Here is a 19,024-nt window from a genome sequence, read left to right as displayed (position 1 = left end):
TCGCGCCGATAAAACTTAAGGCACAATCAGCACTGGGCAAGGGGAAAGGTTAATCACGCGAGTCGTGACACTATCATCAGCTCCCTCTTCAGTCAAACCTAGCCCCCGACACCCCATGATGATTAAATCAGCCCCTATTTCATCAGCGACATCGCAGATAGTAAAAGCTGGTTTCCCTTGCCTTTCCAGGATTTCGGATTTAATTCCTTGCCCAGAAAATAAAGATTGGGCACTTTCGAGTAGTTTGGCAACTACCTCTGGTGACACCATCGGATCTGCACTAGGTGCGTCTGGAGATGGTTCTTCTACCACAGACAGCAGCACCAAGCGACTGCCGAACTTTTTAACTATGTTGGTCACCATATCAGCAGCTTCCCGCGTTTCCCGGCTTTGATCAATAGGAAATAGTACTGTCTTAAACATCTCTGTCACTTGGATACCCCTGACTCCGGTAAAATCTTGATGGTTCTACTTTCAAAACAATAACAAAAAGGCAATCAGGAGAGTTTGGTGTGTCCAAAAAAAGTTTAGCAAGTTTATCTTCGGCTGATATATCTGGGAAACGTGCCTTAGTACGGGTTGACTTTAATGTGCCTGTGGATGATCAAGGCAATATTACCGACGATACTCGGATTCGCGCAGCTCTGCCAACCATCAAAGATTTGACGCAGAAGGGTGCTAAGGTCATTCTCACGAGCCATTTTGGCCGTCCCAAGGGTGTGGATGACAAATTACGCCTAACTCCCGTTGCCAAGCGTCTCTCGGAATTGCTGGGGCAAGAAGTTATTAAAACTGATGACTCCATTGGCGATGAAGTTGCAGCTAAAGTTGGCGCTTTACAAAATGGCCAAGTGCTGTTATTAGAAAATGTCCGCTTTTACCCAGAAGAGGAGAAAAACGATCCAGAATTTGCGAAAAAATTGGCAGCTAATGCTGATTTTTATGTAAATGATGCTTTTGGTACTGCACACCGCGCCCATGCTTCTACTGAAGGTGTGACTAAATTCCTCAGCCCTTCTGTGGCTGGATATTTGGTTGAGAAGGAATTGGAATATCTGCAAAACGCGATTGAAAATCCTCAACGTCCTTTGGCGGCAATTATTGGCGGTTCCAAAGTTTCCAGTAAAATTGGCGTGATTGAAACACTGCTAGAGAAGTGCGACAAGCTGATCATCGGCGGTGGGATGATTTTCACATTCTACAAAGCCCGTGGTTTGAATGTTGGTAAGTCGTTGGTGGAAGAAGACAAGCTAGAACTAGCGAAAACTTTGGAAGCTAAGGCTAAAGAACGGGGCGTTACCTTCTTGTTACCCACGGATATCGTATCAGCAGATAAGTTTGCTCCCGATGCTAATGCGACAACCGTCAGCATTGAGAACATCCCCGATGATGGTATGGGTTTGGATATTGGCCCAGACTCGGTGAAAGTTTTCCAAGAAGCCCTTGCAGATACCAAAACGGTAATTTGGAACGGGCCGATGGGTGTGTTTGAGTTTGATAAGTTTGCGGCGGGTACGGAAGCGATCGCTCATACCCTCGCCGAAATTAGCAAAACTGGCACAACCACCATCATTGGCGGCGGTGACTCAGTAGCGGCTGTGGAAAAGGTTGGTTTGGCCGACCAAATGAGCCACATCTCCACTGGCGGCGGCGCTAGCTTGGAGTTACTTGAAGGCAAGGTATTGCCTGGAATTGCAGCCTTAGATGATGCTTAATAGCCATCTTTAAAATTATGTAGAGACGTTACATGTAACGTCTCTACATTAAATAGGGAAAAAACTGTGGAAACTAAATGGCTGGAATGGGCACAAAAGTTACAAGCGATCGCTCAAAATGGTTTAACCTATTCTGAGGGTGTTTTTGATATCGAACGCTACAAACAATTACGAGCGATCGCCACAGAAATGATGGCGACTTACTCAAATGTAGAACACAGCTATATCCTCGATTTGTTTAGCCGTGAAGTCGGATATGCAACTCCCAAAGTTGATGTGCGGGCAGCGATTTTTCGTGATGATACTATATTGTTAGTCAAGGAAAGAGCCGACGGCTGTTGGACTTTACCTGGTGGATGGGCTGATGTTGGTGAGTCTCCCAGTGAGGTAGTTGTGAAAGAAGTATATGAAGAATCTGGATATCAAGCACGCGCTATCAAACTACTAGCAGTCTATGACAGAGACAAACAGGGACATCCACCACTCCCGTTTTATGTCTATAAGCTATTTTTTAAGTGTGAACTTATTGGTGGTTCTCCATCATCAAGTATTGAAACTGAAGAAGTAGGTTTTTTCCCTGAAGATGCGTTACCAGAACTTTCTGTCGGACGTGTGACACCAGCGCAAATCACGCGACTTTTTCAACATTACCGCCAACCAGATTTACCAACAGACTTTGATTAGTAATCGCTTTTGCCGAACTGTTTGCAAAAATCAAATAAGATTTCTATATATGTATCAAAAAAATAGTTGAGTAATCTTCACAAATAAAAAGCACTAATTGTCTCAGTGTACTGAGCTTAACCTGATTAAATTCAAAGCTATTGTCTACAATTTCAACCCTATGGAATGACAAGTATACGAAGACCAGCTATACAAGAAATTAAAATTTTATGAAGACTAGTCAGCAATTGAAGATGTGATGAAGACCACTAAGTAAATCTGACATACTCAGGAACTTTGTGATTTGATAGAAATAATAAATATATCACGCACGTGTCGCTTTAACTGACAGTATTTTAAATAAATTACTGATAGTACAGCAACAGCCAAGGTGGTTAGGACATTAACAAATGATAAAACTTAGACACAAAAAGGCTTTTCACCCATTCCCCAGTCCCTAGTCCCCAGTCCCTTGCTATACAAGTAAAGCATTCAATTTGTGTCTTCAAGGTTATTCTTAGGACTCTCAAATGATAATGATTAGTTTAAAATCTAAATTACTAAACGCCATTTTAGCTGCTACCGCTGCATTCCCCAGATGAAGGCGGACGTTTATGAAGCCTGAACTTTGGAGAACAATTAAAGAGGAAATTTATATTTGGCGTGTAGGTACATTACCAGGTATTGCAGTGATTGGGCTGGTGATGATTGCTCGTCTCACTGGTTTAATGCAATCTTTGGAGTGGCTGGCTTTTGACAATTTTCTCCGACTACGCCCCGATGAATCTAGAGATGAGCAAATTGTAATTGTGGGGATTAATGAAGATGATATCAGCACTTGTAGAGATTTTTCCCTATCAGATCACGACTTGGCACAGTTATTGGTGTCACTAGCTGTAGCCTGCTGGTCTTTTGTTATTTACTCCTGATTTTGGGTTGGTGGGTTCCGCTGATCCCGACACTCGTTGTTTTAACTTTAAATGGTATGAAAATCACAGCTTTATATCAATACGATCAAGCTTTGCGTTCTGGAATTAGAGCTAGAGAAGCTCTAATTGAACGCATATTTGCAAAAATTCATAATGGCCCCCTGCAAAGCCTAGCTAAAGTTTTGAAACTAGTTCGAGATAAGGATTTACCAATGAATGACTTGCTACCAGAACTAGAAAAAGAGCTTGAAAAATTGAACCACGAGTTACGGGGGATTTATGAATTTTTGCAACGAGAACCTATCAACGAAGAAACTAGTCTTTATTTAAGCAAAAATCTTGTGCTAAATTTGCGAGAGCCTCTTCATGAAATTCTCTATCAAGTTTATAACTCTACCTTAGAGCGAGAATTTCCCTGTTTTAAAACTATTAAAGTTAAAATCAGAGCTTTTGAACCTCTAAATGAACGAGCCTTGAATATTGAAGAAAAACAGGGTCTCTGCCTATTTTTGGAAGAAGCTTTATGCAATGTGGGCAAACATGCTACAGGAGTCACCCGTCTCGAAGTTACTTGCTCTTCATCTGAAGGCTGGTACACTCTAAGCATTATCGATGACGGCTTAGGGGTGAATTCATCTAGAGAAGGTTGGGGAACACAACAGTTTAGAAATTTAGCTCGACAATTAAAAGGGAAATTTCGGCGAGTACCCCTTTCTCTTAGAGGTACTCTTTGTGAGTTATCTTGTCCAATAGTTAAAAAACCAAGCTATTTTTAGACTTTTGACTATTGCTCGGATCAACATAAGTTCTCAAAAAATTGATTAATTATTAATAATAATTAATCAATTAATCCTTCTTCTCTAGCTCGCATTTCAGTTTGAATTCTAATATTTTTTCCCTCTTCAGGATAAACATTTAAAGCGTCTTGTAGCTTACTCCAGTAATGACGCACCATCCGTTCAGATATACATATACGTTCAGCAATTGTTTTATCTTGCAATCCTTCCTCAAACGCTAAAGTCAGCACCCTGAGCCACTCTGGTTTAACCTCTAATACAGAATGTATTCCTTTAATATCTTTTGTATGAGTTAAACCCTGTAACGCCCAATCAATCCTGGTCAACATTTCCTGAGTCGATAGGCTTTTATCCGCGACTGTAAAGCCTCCTTTATGACTATCAATATCAAGTCTAATCCTTACCAGGGTTCTCACATTAGCACTTTGGACAACAATATTTAAGTTGGGATAGTTTTTCGTCAGAGTTCTTAGAAGTTGAACCCCTATATCAGGTCGGGCTGTCATTCCAGAGTTATCTGGAATAGAAAGATCCATTACAACCATATCTGGCTGTGAGGTAACAATTTCATGAAGAGCGTTCTTAGCATTTACCGCAATGATAAATTCAGCGTCAGGGTAATGCTTTTGCAATACATTAACAGTTCCAGCTAAAACTGATTCGTGGTCATCAATTACTAAAATTTTTAGCAATCCTTTATCTTTTAAATCTTGTTTCATAATTAACAACACCCTGATTAAATCGTAATTTAACTAATTCACAAACTGTGATAATTGGCGGAGTATACCGATTACGAGCAAAACAAAATATCTTATTGACAATCTAAAATATTTTCACCATTTATCTTGTAGTTTTTAAATAAGTTTTAGATTACAATTATATTAGTTATTATACTGTTTTTGTATCCGTATTTAAAAATAAATTATGATTATTAATTCTTGATAAATTGTTTATGAGTTTAACCTGTCAAGGATAAGTAACTACTGACCCAGAGACTTGACACCTTTATAAATTTTTCCATGCACTTTATCGGAATAATCTTTACCAATAAAAGTGACAAGTAATGCTTAGGTTATCTTTACGATAAAAGCATTTACCCGAAGTTAAAAATCGAAAACTTTTGCAAAGATACTCTAGTTCTCTTAAGGTAGAATAAAAAATAATTTTAGATGGCTCAGGATATGTAATTTTTACCATTAGTTGACCAATATTTTTCTGTTGTTTTAAACTGATAAAAATTGATATAGGAACCGAAATATTTGGCAAAGTTAATATTAGTAATTCTTCTAAAGATTTGAAAACTATCAAACTCCGTTCAGCTTGCTCAGATCGCCAGTAAGGTGGCATATCGAAATGAAAACAGAGGTGAGAATTTGATGTTAACCACTGTTCTAATAGGCACTCAATAGCCAAAGGTAGGCTATCTTGAATATATGCCGGAAATAAGCGATCGCTCAATTGCACTAGAGCATGATGAAAATTATCAGCTTGTTTTAGGTATTCTTGGATTTTGTTGATTGTTAGATTTAGGTTGTCTTGTGCCAATAAATCCAAGCTGCGACGAATTGTGAAGGATTCTTGTAATAAACCTTCGTGAATTTTACTTGCTTCTAGAAATAGTTTGAGAGATTGTCTATATGACCACCATTGTAATGCTTGTTGAGTTTTATAATAAGTTTTCAAATACATTATCAATGTCAGGACATAAATAGTTACAAGTGTAATTTGTCCGTAAAGTTTCATAACCACATACTTATATCCTCATAAGTCAGTAATTAACCTAGCCTTTCTTAACATAAATTGCAGTGCTGTCTCTTCTTTTGAAATAATGTCAGCTTTTGCTTCCATCCCAGATTGGATATGACACAGGCGATCGCCATTGCCAAATATCATTATTTCAGGTTGGATAGTAGCTTCAAAGTAGCTATTTCCAGGGGTTGTAGAACCTGATATGGGGCTTTCTGCATTGTTACTTTTAGATGTAATTGTATCTGGAGAAACAGCCGTGACCACACCCTTGAGAGTGCCATAATCAGGATAAGGACAAGCATCAATTCGCAATTGCACTTTTTGACCAACTGCGACATTTTTAATTTCCTGAGTAGGGATAACTGCTTTAATAACTAGAGGAGCATTATTAGGAGCAATTTCAGCAATAGCTTCACTAGCACGTAGCACTTGACCGGGGTTGCGTAAATTGAGTTTGAGAATAATACCATTACTACTTGCTCGCAGAATAGTATCTTGTAATTGACTAATTACTTGTAAAAGTTCTTTATGAGATTGTCCGAGTTGGTTTTGCATTTCCACTCGCCGCTGAATTAAAGCTTGTTTTTCCTTTTTTAAAATAGCGATGCTGACTTCACCTCTAGCAAATTCTTGGGCAATGCGATCTTGAGCGATCGCAACTGTGGCAGTGGTAGGATTAACAGCACCTAAAGCTGCTTGCACTTTAGCTTTAGCAATATCAACAGCTTTTTTTTCAGATTCAAGTATGGCTTTAGTCTGGACAACAACTAGCTTTTTCTGCTCAAATTCGCGCTTACCAATTGCGCCAACCTGCGCCAACTGCTCATAGCGATCGCGATCCACCTCAGCAAAGCTTAAATCAGCTTCGGCTTTTTGCAATTCTGCTTGGGATTTTTGCAAACTTGCTTGTGCTGCTAGTAATTCGCTGCTGGTGGTAATTTGTCGCTCTTGATATTCCCGTTGATTACGTGCTAAATCTGTTTGAGCAGAGGCCACAGTTCGCTCTGCTACTGTTGCTTCAGCGATAATTTGAGTATCTAAAATCTTAATTTGGGCATCAATTTGAATTATTTGTAACCTGATTTGTTGAATGTTGTCTTTTAATTGACTCTGTTTGATTTGCAGTTGTTCGTCATCTAAGCGAGCGATCGCATCTCCCTGTTTGACTAATTGATTTTCTTTCACAAAAATATCTTTAACAGTCCCTTCAATTTTCGGTTGTACTAACCGAATTTCTCCTGTAGGACGCACTACTGCTGCTGCTTTCACCGTCACATTATACTTTACCCATGAGCAGAGACTAATTCCAGCACTAAGACTTCCAACCAGGAAAATTCCTGCTAAAGATGTCCAACGACTCACAGGAGGAAGAAATTCTTCACTTTGCAACGACGGCAGAAGTTTTTTACTATCTGTGTAGAGCATAATTATCTAAATAGATGTTAATAATTAAGAATTTAAAAATTCCAAATGCTCTCCAGGTTGGGAGCGCAACTCATTTAAAGAACCTTGAGTTTTTAACTTGCCTTGATCTAGTAGAACTATCCAATCAGCACGATTAACTACCTTAGGACGGTGAGTAATCAAAATAGTTGTTTTACCTTGGCGATGCTTAAACAATTTATCTAAAACTTGCGCCTCACTTACTGGATCAAGTCCACCAGTAGATTCATCTAAAATAAGAATTGGTGGATCTGTGACAATGGCTCTTGCTATTGCTAATCTTTGCCGTTGTCCACCAGAGATATTTGCCCCAAATTCCCCTAAAGCAGTTTGATATGTATTAGGTAACTTACTAATAAATTCATCAGCTTCTGCCACTTGACAAGCTCTCACAATCTCTTCAAACGTAGCTTGGGGAGCACCTAAGCGAAAGTTTTCTACAATCGACCGACTCCAAAAATGAGGTTCTTGGGGAACAAGAACCACCTGTTGTCGAAGACATTCAAGGGACAGGTCTTGAAGGTTATAGAGTCCAATACGAATATTGCCAGATTGCAGTGGATATAACCCAGCAATCAGTTTAGCCAAAGTGCTTTTACCACAACCAGATTTACCGATCAATGCAACATTTTTACCACCAGGAATTATTAAAGAAAAGTCATCTACTAAATCTAGACGACCAGCATAATGAAAATTAACATTTTTACAAATAATGTCAGCATCCCCTGGAATATTGGCATAAGGCTTTATCTCATCGCCCTCATTTTCTGAGGTAGCATCTATGACTTCTGTTAGACGTTGTGTAGCAGTTTTTGCCCGAGTAAATTCTTCAACAAAGCTGATTAAAGTAGCAAATAAGCCCAGAAAATTACCATTCATTGAGTTAAAGGCAAATAGTTGCCCAATACTCAGGTTTTCTGCTGGGTTAATTACCAAATTGCCACCAAACCAAAGCAAAATAACGCCACCAACTCCCGAAACCAAGCCAGAAAAAGTATTATTAATGATCCCAATGTGTATTGTGCGATATGTAATGTTAGCAAGACGACCAAATCGACTTTGTAATTCCTCCCAAAATTGCAACCCAGATGTAGTGGTTTTGAGAGTTAGTGCGCCTTTAAAAGTTTCTACTAAAACCCCTTGTGTTTCTGCTTCTTGAACTAAAAGCTCACGAGTTTTTTGCTGCAAAGTTGGCTGAAAGACTACTGTCGATAAGCTCATCACTATAGCGATAAATACAGCTACAACAGTAAGTTTCCAGCTATAAAAAACCATGAATCCAAAAGAAATCAAGGCAATAAAAAATTGGCTAGGTAAACCAACAACAACTTGAGCAACTAACTGATTAATTTGGTCGATATCTTGCAGACGACTAACAATTTCACCACTGCGACGGGCTTCGTAATATGAGAGAGGTAATCGGAGAATTTGCCGCCCAAATTCTAACACTAACCCCAATTGTAGACGTTGGGCAAAGTGAGCAATTAAATTAGACTGCACAAAGGACAGACTACGGGAAATAAAATTCATTACTATCACAGCGATCGCTACAGTAGTAAGTAACTTTGTATCACCTCTAACCAGCACATCGTCAGTCAAAATTTGCATCAAAAAAGGGGAAGCTAAAGATAGCAATCCCAACATCAAGTTAAGAGGCAAAGCTTGAGCTAAAATAGCACGATAAATCCAGACGCGCTTGAAGAAACGCCAAAATCCACCTAGTTTTTCATCTTCTTGAGCAAAAAACTTTACATCTGGCTCTAGTAAAAGCATCAACCAATCTGTACAACCTTCGGCTATCTCTTTTTTAGAAAGATAACGGATACCTACAGCCGGATCAGCAACTAAACATTTTTGACCTTTCTTACCATATAAAACAACCCAGTGATTACCTTTCCAGTGAATAATTGCAGGTAGTGGTGCTTCTTTAATCCGGTTTAAAAATTCTGGTGAAGTTTTAACTGGACGAGCATTGAAACCAAGTGTTTCTGCTCCTCTCTTTAACCCTAATAAAGTAGTGCCGAACTGCCCAGTACCTACAGCTTCACGGATGCGACTGAGAGTAAAAGTCCGTCCATAATATTTAGAAATAGCAGCAAGGCAAGCAGCCCCACAGTCTTCTTCACTATGCTGTTTAACAAATTGGTATTTCATAGATAAATTACCTTAATTAATGACAACTTTAAGCTAATAATGTTGTCAATATGTTGGTATAGTTTTTGAGAATTGGAGTGCGCTCAACCCATATAGGACTCATCTATGATTTTTGAACAAGATTTCAGATAAAACTCTGATAAGACGGGTTTTTTAGTCTTAATATGTTTTTAAAAATCAAATCGGAGTCCTATAAAATCTTTGAGGATTAACCTAGAAGAGACATCATGCTAAACAACATATTAAGTAAACCAGAGTTGCTCCTCGCTGACCTACGCCCCCGTTGTTGACTACCGAGACTGAATCCAAAGGTAATTTGTGAGAACCTATATCCAGTTTGTTGAATAGAAGAAATATTACCATTACTACCAGATACATTAATTGCACTATTGGCAAAAGTTTCTATATCTGTTTTTTGGAAGAACAAATTTTCAAAATCTAATCCTGAAGAAAGGTAACGTCCACCAGAGATAGTTTCTTGCTGTTGTGCTGATAAATCAAGAAATAATTCAGAAACTTCCGGTTTGATATCCTTAGACATAGTTATTATGTTTGTAAAAGGAGAATTTAGACAATTTATGATCATGCATAAGTTAAACCCCATAAATAAATTTCAGGGGCTTAAAATAAAGACGCTTTTTTTTCGACATTCGCGTCTTAAAAAAAATCTTTTGGCAAAATATATATTTGATTCCTTTTGCCTTCCTTTTGTAAAAGCTAAGACTTACGCACACTCTAAGATTCTTGGCGTCCTTGGCGTCTTGGCGGTTCAATAAATTAAACTTTTTGGCGATTTTTGTGTAAGTCCTAAAAGCATTAAACTGACACAAAAATTTAGAATGTAAAATGCAGTTAGCTTTCAGTAATTTATGGAATTATAATTAATTGTATATCCATAAAAATTGAATATATAGCTGATTGCTAACTGCTATCAAACTAAGAAGCTAGTGAAAGATAGGGGAGCGCTGATTACTCCCCTTGGTAACGCCTTTAGACACGATGATACTTGTCGCTATCTATTGCATAAACTAGGAAACTGCTGCCAAATACGAAGTACCTGTAAAAATAGTTGATAGGGTTGTTTTTTGGACGCCACCAGCTAATATGCTGCTGCCGCCAGGACCAGACGTACTAGCTACTGGTCCGATGCTTTCAGTTTGCTGGAACATGCTAGAATATAGGGTGCTAAAGTTGATAACCGCTGCACCACCTGCTACAACTTCTTGTTGTTCAGCAGATAAATCGGAAAATAGTTCGTGTGACATAGTTGAAAACTTCCTTGATTTAAGTTGAATAATCTCGAAAATTGAGATTCTGAATTAAAACATCAGTTGACTAATAAGCTAGGGAAAGATAGGGGAGCGCTGATTACTCCCCTTCATAACGTGTTGAGAGACGATCATACTCGTCGCGATCTATTGCATAAACTAGGAAACTACTGCCAAAAACGAAGAACCTGTTTCAATAGTTTGTCGGATTGTTTTTTGCACGCCACCAGCTCCAAGAATGCTGCCGCCAACACCAGATGCACTACCTACTGGCAAGATGTTTTCAGTTTGGTGAAACAGGCTAGAATATACGGTACTAAAGTCGATAGCCGCTGCACCACCTGCTACAACTTCTTGTTGTTCAGCAGATAAATCGCAGAATAGTTCGTGTGACATAGTTGAAAACTTCCTTGATTTTTTTGGGTTGAATAATCTTGAAAATTGAGATCCTGAATCAAAACATCAGTTGACTTCAAATGACTGAATAAGGTAAACCTTTAGCTAGTTTAGCTAGCTTAAAGGTTATTCAATACATGGAATTAGTTAAAGAACTAATCCGAACAATGAATTAGATGTTTGCAGACTATCTAGAACTGATTTGCTTACACCGAAAGAAACTATAGAGCTACCAGTAGGTCCTGAACTAGCTGCGACTGGCCCAATACTTTCAGATAGTTGGGAGACGCGCTTATAGAAGGTTTCCAAGCTAAGAACTTCTACACCACCAGTTACGCTTTCTTGTTGCTCTTCGGTTACATCGATAAACAAATTGTCAGACATAATTACCAACCTTTAATTTTGAGTTGAATTGATTTTCAGCTATTTAGTTGAGTGCCTTTGTTTTGGTGTCTCAACCCTTCGCTTAATAAATACAATAAGTTAAAGCACTGAGGTTGTCATTTCCAGTTTCCGTAAACTTAATTACCAGATTTAGAAAACTAGATTTCACAATTACGCCACTACTATTTCCGAAAAATACATAGAGAGGAATTGCCCTGAAACTATAGCAATCCGATTTGATTGTGTGAAAAAATTTAACTATATGTAGGGTGCGTTAGAATGGAGTCCGTAACGCACCAAAGTCTTCGGACGGTGCCGTACTTTCGTCTAATACAACGCCAGTTGCTATAACAGATGGCGCAGCGTAAAGCCTTCTCTTCTCCCTACAGCCCTTCCCTAACGGGATGCCTTGCGGCGAACAGGCATTCTCCGGCAGGCGCTAGCCTCTGGCAATGTGAGAATGGGAGCCAGCTGTGTGGGCGGGTATCCCGACTTGAGCGGACTGGTAGTGGCGTGAGACGCTACGCGTAGCTTACTTACCCACACGGGTACAGGATGCCACAACTCTACAAGACGCTCCGCGTAGCTTGCTTCTCCGTAGGAGTACGTCTCTACGTGTCCTTAAACATTTTTTTACTTGCCAACTTTCTGAGGTAAAATACTATTACACAAATTTCCTAACTAATTGACTACATAGTTTGCTATAGAAATAGTTGCATAGCAATGACTCCAATAACTAAACACCAACAAAGACTCGGAGTTGAAGTCCTGCGGGGTTGCAATCTTAGCAACCTCACAAATCTAGAGTCGCGTGAATTAAAGGAATCACTTTGGAAACACGGCGTTGTGGTAGTTAGACAGCAACACCTCACCGCAAAGCAGTTGGAAGAATTTGCCAGAAAGACCTTTGGTGACTTAATGTTTGGCTATTCCAAAACCAAAACATTAGATCCTGATATCAGTCCAGACCTCCAAAGCCAATGTGTAAATGTTTTGGGTAATCCCAAGGGGCTTTCTCAACCAGCAGTAGGAAAGATTGCTTGGGAATGGCATCATGATAAAGATGGCCTTCCCCGCACAGAGGGACTAGATATGAATGCACTATATGTTGTCATGCTTTATGGTGTGGAAGTGCCTGCCGAAGGTGTAAATGGGCAACCTCACACCACAGAGTTCCTCGACATGATAGAGGCTTATAATAACTTAGGTCATCAACATCAGCAGCAGTTAGAGCAGATGTCGATGTATCACTCACCACCAATGTTTTCTAAAAGTACCAATGTAGAGACTGATATACCGAGGAAAGTACATCCCATTGTGTCTACTCACAAAGTCACTGGTAAAAAGGGATTATATCTAGGTTCGGACACTGCGATCGCAGTTGGTATGGAAGATAGACCAGAGCAAGCAAAACGTTTCTGGCAGGATTTGTTTGGGACTGTTCTAGCCTGCACACCAGTCTACTCCCATGTTTGGCAGCCAGGAGATATAGTTTTTTGGGACAACTCACAGGTAATGCACAGAGGTGTACCTTATGAAGCAACGAAGTCTAAGCGAATTGCGTTGCGTTTAGGTGTAGTGGATCAGACATAATTTTTATCTTACGTAGAGACGCTCTAGACGCAGAGGATAACTCTCTACTGAGGCGTTGTCTCCTGCGTCGGTGTCGGTGTAGGTGTGGCGGTTTCTATAGGAGTTGGTTTTGGTGTTGGTGTAGGAATTGGCGTAGACGTGGGAGTTGGCGTGGGAGTTGGCGTGGGCGTTGGTGTAGGTGATGGGGGAGGGATAGGATTTTCTGCTGTAATGCTGAGTTGATAATCTACTGGTTTCGATGCTGTAGAAACCACGACAAACTCGTAAAATCCTTTTTCTGGTAATTTAATTGATAAACTGCGCTGGGTAGAATCTTCTAAAAATTGAATTTTGCCAGAGGGTGAATAGACTGATAATAAAACTTGGAAATTTGCTTGTAGCTTCAAATCCAGAGATTGCTCTTTGGCAAGTCCAGCAATGAATACTTTACCACCGCCAGGTTGAAGAGTACCGTTGACTGTTTTGCTGATAGCGCCCGGTTCAAAGACAAGTTTCTCAAAAGCGCTACCGCCGAGGATAGCACTGAGTTTATCGCTAACAAAACCGTACCAAACTTGTCCAATCGGCTGAACTCGGAAATTTTTACCACGCTGCTCAGGGAATATATTTAAGAAAGCAGCATCTCCCAAATCATACAAAGAACGACTACCAACGTTGATTTTGTTAACTTCCACATTCTGGCGATCGCGTTCAGCAGTTGTGTAAGTTCCCAGTTGTCGGCGTGCATTGGCACTTAATGGTACTAGCTTTTCCAGCAATTCTGAGCCTGTTTTATCCCATTCTGCCCGTAAACCCTCATCTTCAGGGCCATCGCTGAGAGTGCGTCCCCGTAAACTGGGATTTCTGTCCCAAAAAACTTCATTCACCAAGTTAATGTAAAACTTCTCATTAATACCCAACTGTTGACGGCGATCGCTTAATCTTTCTTTGCGCTGCCGTTCTGCTGGTGAATATTGCGCTGAGGGATCGGTTGGCTGATCGCTGGTTGGAATTGGGCTGGCTGTAGGAGTAGGTTTGACTTCCCCAACATCACGCCTGCTATTCACTCCCCACCAAAGTAATCCAACAGTACCAGCTACCGCCGCCGCCACAAGGAAAGTTTTTGTTGGTGTCCACCAGCTTGTGGGTTGAGGAGATGGGGGAGATGAGGGGTATGAATGAGATGGGGGAGGTGGAGAGATGGCGACGGTGGCGGATGTGGGTTCTGGTGCAGTGGGATATTGAGTTGGAGGAAAGTTAGCTGGGGGCGGGTTGAGGATTTGGAGTACTTGACGGGCTGATTGATAGCGATCGCTTGGTCTGGCAGATAGCATTTTATCTAATACCTGTGCCAAAGTTTGACTCAGGCTAACTTCCTGTCGCCACTGCCAGGTAAGATTGTAAGTATCAATTAATTCTTGGGGTTGTTTTCCTGTGAGTAAAACCAACATTGTTGCAGCCATTGCATACAAGTCGCTGTGGGGAGATACTAACCCAGTTTGCATCTGTTCTGGGGGAGCAAATCCGATTTTACCCAATAGGGTTGGTAATGGGGAAGATGCAACTACGCCGGGTTGGTAATATTGGGAAGCAACGGTTGCTACCACTTGTTTAACACCGCCAAAATCAATTAACATTGGCAGTTGGTCAACAATGCGAAGCATTAAGTTATCTGGAGAAATATCTCGATGAATTACTCCTAGTGAGTGGATGTATTCCAACACTGGCAAAATTGAAAGCAATAATTGGCGTACTTCCGTCTCTGTAAAGCGTAAACCCTGTTGTATCCGGGCATTTAACAACGAGTTGTAAGTTTCCCCTTCGACATAATCTTGCACTAAAAACAGATATTCTTTGCCCCCTAAGTTCATGCGAAGCAGTTCCCGGAAGCGGGGAATTTGGGGATGTTGCAGTTTATAAAGAACACTCGCTTCTCTCTCAAACAGTTCTTCAGCTTTTTGGACAACGTAAGCGGTTTGAACTTGGGGGGAAAATTCTTTTAAAACACAAAGTTCGCGGAAACGGTTGACATCTTCAGCTAAATAAGTGCGTCCAAAGCCACCTTGGCCTATTTGACGCACAATTATGTAGCGATCGCCTAAAGTTAGTCCCGGTTGGATACTATAACTCATGGGCGTATCCAACAATTTTTCACCACATTGGAGACAAAAGCGACTACCTGGGGAATTTTCATGTCCTTTAGAACAATAGATTGAATTCATAGGAAAGTGAGCAGTTAGGAGTTAATTCATAACTCATCACTTATAACTCCTAACTCTATTTTTGTACTTTACTAACTTGATCAGCTGCGATCGCATACCAAATTTGATTAAAAGTCTGTTGATTCAGTTTCCCATGCTGCTGACCAGGAAACAACCGATCAAATTTTTCATTTGTGTCTTTGGTCAGTTGATCAATTGTATAGTTCCCGAATTGCCCTGATCGTGCAAGTCGTCTCCATGTTTCGTAATCTTGTGCAGTATATTTACCCAATTTATGGCGAACTTCTGTACTGAGGTCAGCCTGTTCTATTTTATTCAATAAATCGTCAGCGATACCAGACCATTCATCTCGTAAACCAGCGTCTTCAGGTTTAGATGTGAGGCTACGTCCCTTTAATTCTGGTTTTTTTGTATAAAATAAATTATCTACGAAGGGAGTAAAAAATCCTTCAGTAATTTCTAGCTGTTGGCGACGATTGACAATTTTCTGGATGTCACTATTGTTTCCCTTATCGCTGACTGGTTTACTACTCGGATTTGGGAACTGGGGAATTTGCGGTAATGAAATTGATGGGAGAGTGATTGAAGATACGCTCCGAATGACTGCATTTCCCACCGCCAAAGTTAATCCAACTAAAGCTGTTCCCCCTAAACTGATCACAAAAGGGCGAATCCAAACAGGCCAAGATATCGGTTTAACGAGCGCTTGAGTTTTGCTCTGGAATCCACTCACAACAGCACTGGCGCGTTGTCTTCCCGGAGCAACTACCATCGTCTTAATCTTGGCGCTAATATAATTACCTGTGGGTTTAGTAGCAGTTGGCGATGGTAAATCTTTGAGGATTTGTTCGGCTCGTTGATAGCGATCGCTCGGTTTATAAGCCAGCATCTTTTTTAACACCGCTTCCACTTGGGGACTAACTTGAATTTCCTTTGCCCATCCCCAAATTCCCTGATAGCTATCGTATAATTTTTGCGGTTCTTTCCCTGTAAGCAACACCAATGATGTTACCGCCAAAGAATATAAATCACTACTTAGAAATACTTTCCCCTGCCGTAGCTGTTCTTCTGGAGCGTAGCCCTTTTTACCCAGCAAAGTGTTATTTCCAACCAACTTAGTCTGCCAAAAACCTTGGGAAGCTGGCAATTGCTTGACACCACCAAAATCAATCAGCACTGGCAGATGATCAGAACGCCGCCAAATCAGATTATCAGGAGTGATATCGCGGTGAACCACATCTTGTGAGTGGATGTAGGATAACACAGGTAAAATCTGTTGCAGTAGGGTGATTACTTCCTCTTCACTAAAAGTCTTTCCTTGACTCTGACGCTGTTCTAATAATTGGTAGTAATTGTCACCATCCACATAATCTTGCACCAAAAAGAAAAAATCTTTAGTGCCTATCTTCACTTGTAACGAGGCGTGAAAACGCGGAATTTGTAGATGCTGGAGTTTTTTCAGAACATTTGCTTCTCGCTCAAATAACTCTTTAGCTTTTTGTAAATCTTGCTGTTCTTGTACTTGAGGTGCAAATTCCTTCAGCACACATGTTTGATGGGATTTACTTCTATCCTGTGCCAAATAGGTGCGTCCAAAGCCGCCCTGCCCTAAATGACGGATAATTTGATAGCGATTATCCACCACCTGTCCCACAGCAAGAGGTAATGGCTCACCACAATGGATACAAAAGAGGTTACTACCATTATTTGTGTGTTGTTTACTGCAATAGAGCTGCATGGTGCTGAAGGATAAGTTAAGGTTTTATTGATTGACTACGACGTGCATACCCTCATTTTCGGATATTTTAGGAAATGTTAAAAGCAGGGTATTCCTATATAAAATCCGTGTTGTTAACAATCACTGGTTTTGAGGGTATTAGATAACAGCTAAAATACTGGCAGTAATAACGGTGTTGGTTCTACTTCAGGATAAACAACAAGCGTCATGAACTGCAAATCACAACAGCAGCGAGCAATTAAAGCATTTGAAGATTTTTTATCTACCCCCTTAGAAACGCTACTGCAACGGCATCTCAACACTCAAGGTTCGGCAGCTTTGAGTTTATTTCACGATGTGGCAACTAATGTACCAGCCTACAAGGCGTTTTTAGCAGAAAGGGAAATTAATCCAGCGACTATTCAAACCTTAGAGGAGTTTCAAAAACTCCCAGCGATCGCTAAACAAAATTATATACTGCGTTATCCTTTAGCTGACTTGTGCCGCAACGGGCAACTCCAAGCGTGCGACATGATAGCTGCTTCATCAGGTTCTAGTGGAAAACCGACATTTTGGCCCCGTTTTTTCACAGATGAACTCCAAATCGCCATACGCTTTGAACAGATTTTTCACGATAGTTTTCATGCAGATACTCGACGTACCCTAGCAGTGATTTGTTTCACTTTAGGCACTTGGGTAGGTGGAATATTTACTACTAATTGCTGTCGTTATCTTGCTAGCAAAGGTTATCCCATCACTGTAATTACTCCTGGTAATAACAAAGAAGAAATTTTGCGAGTTGTCCAAGAACTAGGTTCTGCATTTCAGCAAGTGGTGTTGTTAGGATACCCGCCATTTTTGAAAGATGTGATTGATACTGGTATCGCCCGTAGTGTGGAGTGGCAGCAATATCAGATTAAGTTAGTAATGGCGGGAGAGGTATTTAGTGAAGAATGGCGGAGTTTAGTTGCCGAAAGAGTTGGTTCACAAAATCCTTGCTCTGATTTTGCATCACTTTACGGCACTGCGGATGCGGGAGTTTTGGGTAATGAAACACCGTTAAGTATCTGCATTCGCCGTTTTTTGGCACAAAATCCCGATGCAGCTAGAGCTTTATTTGGGGAATCACGTTTACCTACATTAGTACAATATGATCCTTGCAGTCGCTTTTTTGAAGTTGAAGATGGCGGATTGCTGTTTTCTGGAGATAACGGTATTCCCTTAGTGCGTTATGACATCTTGGATACTGGCGGAATAATTAGTTATGATGCCATGCTGCAATTTTTAGCAGAATGGGGATTTAACCCGCTCGAAAATCTCCGCTCTGACACTCAACAATCACCTAGAGGTATTCATCAGCTACCTTTTGTTTATGTCTTCGGTCGTTCTAATTTTACAGTTTCTTACTTTGGTGCAAATATCTATCCAGAAAATGTAACGGTGGGATTAGAGCAACCAATAATTCAAGAATGGGTGACAGGTAAATTTGTCTTGCAGGTGAAGGAAGATGCAGACAAAAATCTATTTTTATCGGTGGTTGTGGAGTTAGCACCAGGAGTCGAGGGTAGTGAAGAGAAAAAAGAAGCGATCGCATCTTCTATTCTTTCACAACTACTACGCCTAAATAGCGAGTTTGCTAATTATGTTCCCGCAGAATATCAAACACCACAAGTTACATTAGCCCCAATGGGTGATTCCGAATACTTCCCCATTGGAGTGAAACATCGTTATACCCGTCAATAGGGAATAGGAAATAGTTTTCAGTTAGATGTAAGTCCCTTAATATTAGTGATTTTGCCTGTTAATCTAACTGCGAACTTACCTTAAATAAGAGCATCCAAAATGTGTAAAAACATAATTTGTCATTAATCATGTATAAATAATGATAACCACTATACAGCAGATTGCAAGTTAATTAACTACAAAAATACCCCTCCCTAACCCTCCCCGATAGATTGGGGAGCCACTGCGTTGGGCGGGCAATGCCCGACTTGAAGCATGTGGCGTGAGGGAAC

Annotated in this window: 16 protein-coding genes and 1 pseudogene; 6 read left to right on the top strand and 11 right to left on the bottom strand. The window is 40.4% G+C overall.

Annotated elements, in window-relative coordinates:
- Positions 1-15: 15 nt before the first annotated feature.
- A complete protein-coding gene (locus tag V7K35_RS00085) occupies positions 16-423 on the bottom strand; it encodes a universal stress protein (RefSeq protein WP_335075356.1) in 408 nt (135 codons plus the stop codon).
- An 89-nt stretch (positions 424-512) separates the two neighbouring features.
- Here V7K35_RS00085 and V7K35_RS00080 point away from each other — a divergent pair, with 89 nt between their 5' ends.
- From V7K35_RS00080 to V7K35_RS00065, 4 genes and pseudogenes are all read left to right on the top strand, one after another.
- Entirely contained in the window at positions 513-1,715 is a 1,203-nt protein-coding gene (locus V7K35_RS00080) for a phosphoglycerate kinase (protein WP_335075354.1), read from the top strand.
- A gap of 66 nt (positions 1,716-1,781) precedes the next feature.
- Entirely contained in the window at positions 1,782-2,399 is a 618-nt protein-coding gene (locus tag V7K35_RS00075; RefSeq protein ID WP_335075352.1) for an NUDIX hydrolase, read from the top strand.
- Between the two features lie 593 nt (positions 2,400-2,992).
- Positions 2,993-3,307: a CHASE2 domain-containing protein gene (locus tag V7K35_RS00070; protein ID WP_335075350.1), complete on the top strand. Its 315-nt coding sequence runs from the start codon at positions 2,993-2,995 to the stop codon at positions 3,305-3,307.
- A pseudogene (locus tag V7K35_RS00065) lies at positions 3,259-4,083 on the top strand (CHASE2 domain-containing protein); the annotation flags it as partial. The gene V7K35_RS00070 and the pseudogene V7K35_RS00065, both read left to right, overlap by 49 nt.
- Positions 4,084-4,145: 62 nt before the next feature.
- Here the strand turns inward: V7K35_RS00065 and V7K35_RS00060 are convergent.
- The 8 genes from V7K35_RS00060 to V7K35_RS00025 form a co-directional block, all read right to left on the bottom strand.
- Complete coding sequence (locus V7K35_RS00060) at positions 4,146-4,823, bottom strand: response regulator transcription factor (protein WP_335075346.1); 678 nt, start codon at positions 4,821-4,823, stop codon at positions 4,146-4,148.
- 322 nt (positions 4,824-5,145) lie between these two features.
- Complete coding sequence (locus V7K35_RS00055) at positions 5,146-5,847, bottom strand: hypothetical protein (protein ID WP_335075344.1); 702 nt, start codon at positions 5,845-5,847, stop codon at positions 5,146-5,148.
- 18 nt (positions 5,848-5,865) lie between these two features.
- Positions 5,866-7,278 (bottom strand): HlyD family secretion protein, encoded by a 1,413-nt coding sequence (locus V7K35_RS00050; protein WP_335075342.1) that lies wholly within the window; start codon positions 7,276-7,278, stop codon positions 5,866-5,868.
- A 24-nt stretch (positions 7,279-7,302) separates the two neighbouring features.
- Positions 7,303-9,450 carry a peptidase domain-containing ABC transporter gene (locus V7K35_RS00045; protein ID WP_335075341.1) on the bottom strand — a complete coding sequence of 716 codons (2,148 nt, stop codon included), beginning with the start codon at positions 9,448-9,450 and terminating at the stop codon, positions 7,303-7,305.
- Positions 9,451-9,658: 208 nt separating this feature from the next.
- The gene (locus V7K35_RS00040; protein ID WP_335075339.1) at positions 9,659-9,991 is read right to left on the bottom strand and encodes a hypothetical protein; all 333 of its coding nucleotides are present in this window, start codon (positions 9,989-9,991) and stop codon (positions 9,659-9,661) included.
- A gap of 487 nt (positions 9,992-10,478) precedes the next feature.
- Complete coding sequence (locus V7K35_RS00035) at positions 10,479-10,715, bottom strand: CTB family bacteriocin (protein ID WP_335075337.1); 237 nt, start codon at positions 10,713-10,715, stop codon at positions 10,479-10,481.
- 162 nt (positions 10,716-10,877) lie between these two features.
- Complete coding sequence (locus V7K35_RS00030) at positions 10,878-11,114, bottom strand: CTB family bacteriocin (RefSeq protein ID WP_335075335.1); 237 nt, start codon at positions 11,112-11,114, stop codon at positions 10,878-10,880.
- Positions 11,115-11,261: 147 nt separating this feature from the next.
- Positions 11,262-11,498 (bottom strand): CTB family bacteriocin, encoded by a 237-nt coding sequence (locus tag V7K35_RS00025; protein ID WP_335075332.1) that lies wholly within the window; start codon positions 11,496-11,498, stop codon positions 11,262-11,264.
- Between the two features lie 723 nt (positions 11,499-12,221).
- Between V7K35_RS00025 and V7K35_RS00020 the strand changes: the two genes are divergently transcribed.
- Positions 12,222-13,091 carry a TauD/TfdA dioxygenase family protein gene (locus V7K35_RS00020; protein WP_335075330.1) on the top strand — a complete coding sequence of 290 codons (870 nt, stop codon included), beginning with the start codon at positions 12,222-12,224 and terminating at the stop codon, positions 13,089-13,091.
- Positions 13,092-13,135: 44 nt separating this feature from the next.
- Here the strand turns inward: V7K35_RS00020 and V7K35_RS00015 are convergent, their stop codons facing one another.
- On the bottom strand, positions 13,136-15,292 hold the full coding sequence (locus V7K35_RS00015) for a serine/threonine-protein kinase (RefSeq protein ID WP_335075328.1): 2,157 nt from the start codon (positions 15,290-15,292) through the stop codon (positions 13,136-13,138).
- Positions 15,293-15,347: 55 nt separating this feature from the next.
- Positions 15,348-17,030 carry a serine/threonine-protein kinase gene (locus V7K35_RS00010; protein ID WP_335075326.1) on the bottom strand — a complete coding sequence of 561 codons (1,683 nt, stop codon included), beginning with the start codon at positions 17,028-17,030 and terminating at the stop codon, positions 15,348-15,350.
- Between the two features lie 207 nt (positions 17,031-17,237).
- Here V7K35_RS00010 and V7K35_RS00005 point away from each other — a divergent pair, with 207 nt between their 5' ends.
- Positions 17,238-18,752, top strand: a complete 1,515-nt coding sequence (locus V7K35_RS00005) for a phenylacetate--CoA ligase family protein (RefSeq protein ID WP_335075324.1) — start codon at positions 17,238-17,240, stop codon at positions 18,750-18,752.
- The last annotated feature ends 272 nt before the right edge of the window (positions 18,753-19,024 follow it).

It is taken from the genome of Nostoc sp. (assembly GCF_036917275.1).
Taxonomy (GTDB): domain Bacteria; phylum Cyanobacteriota; class Cyanobacteriia; order Cyanobacteriales; family Nostocaceae; genus Nostoc.
This window is presented reverse-complemented; position numbering and strand designations above follow the sequence as displayed.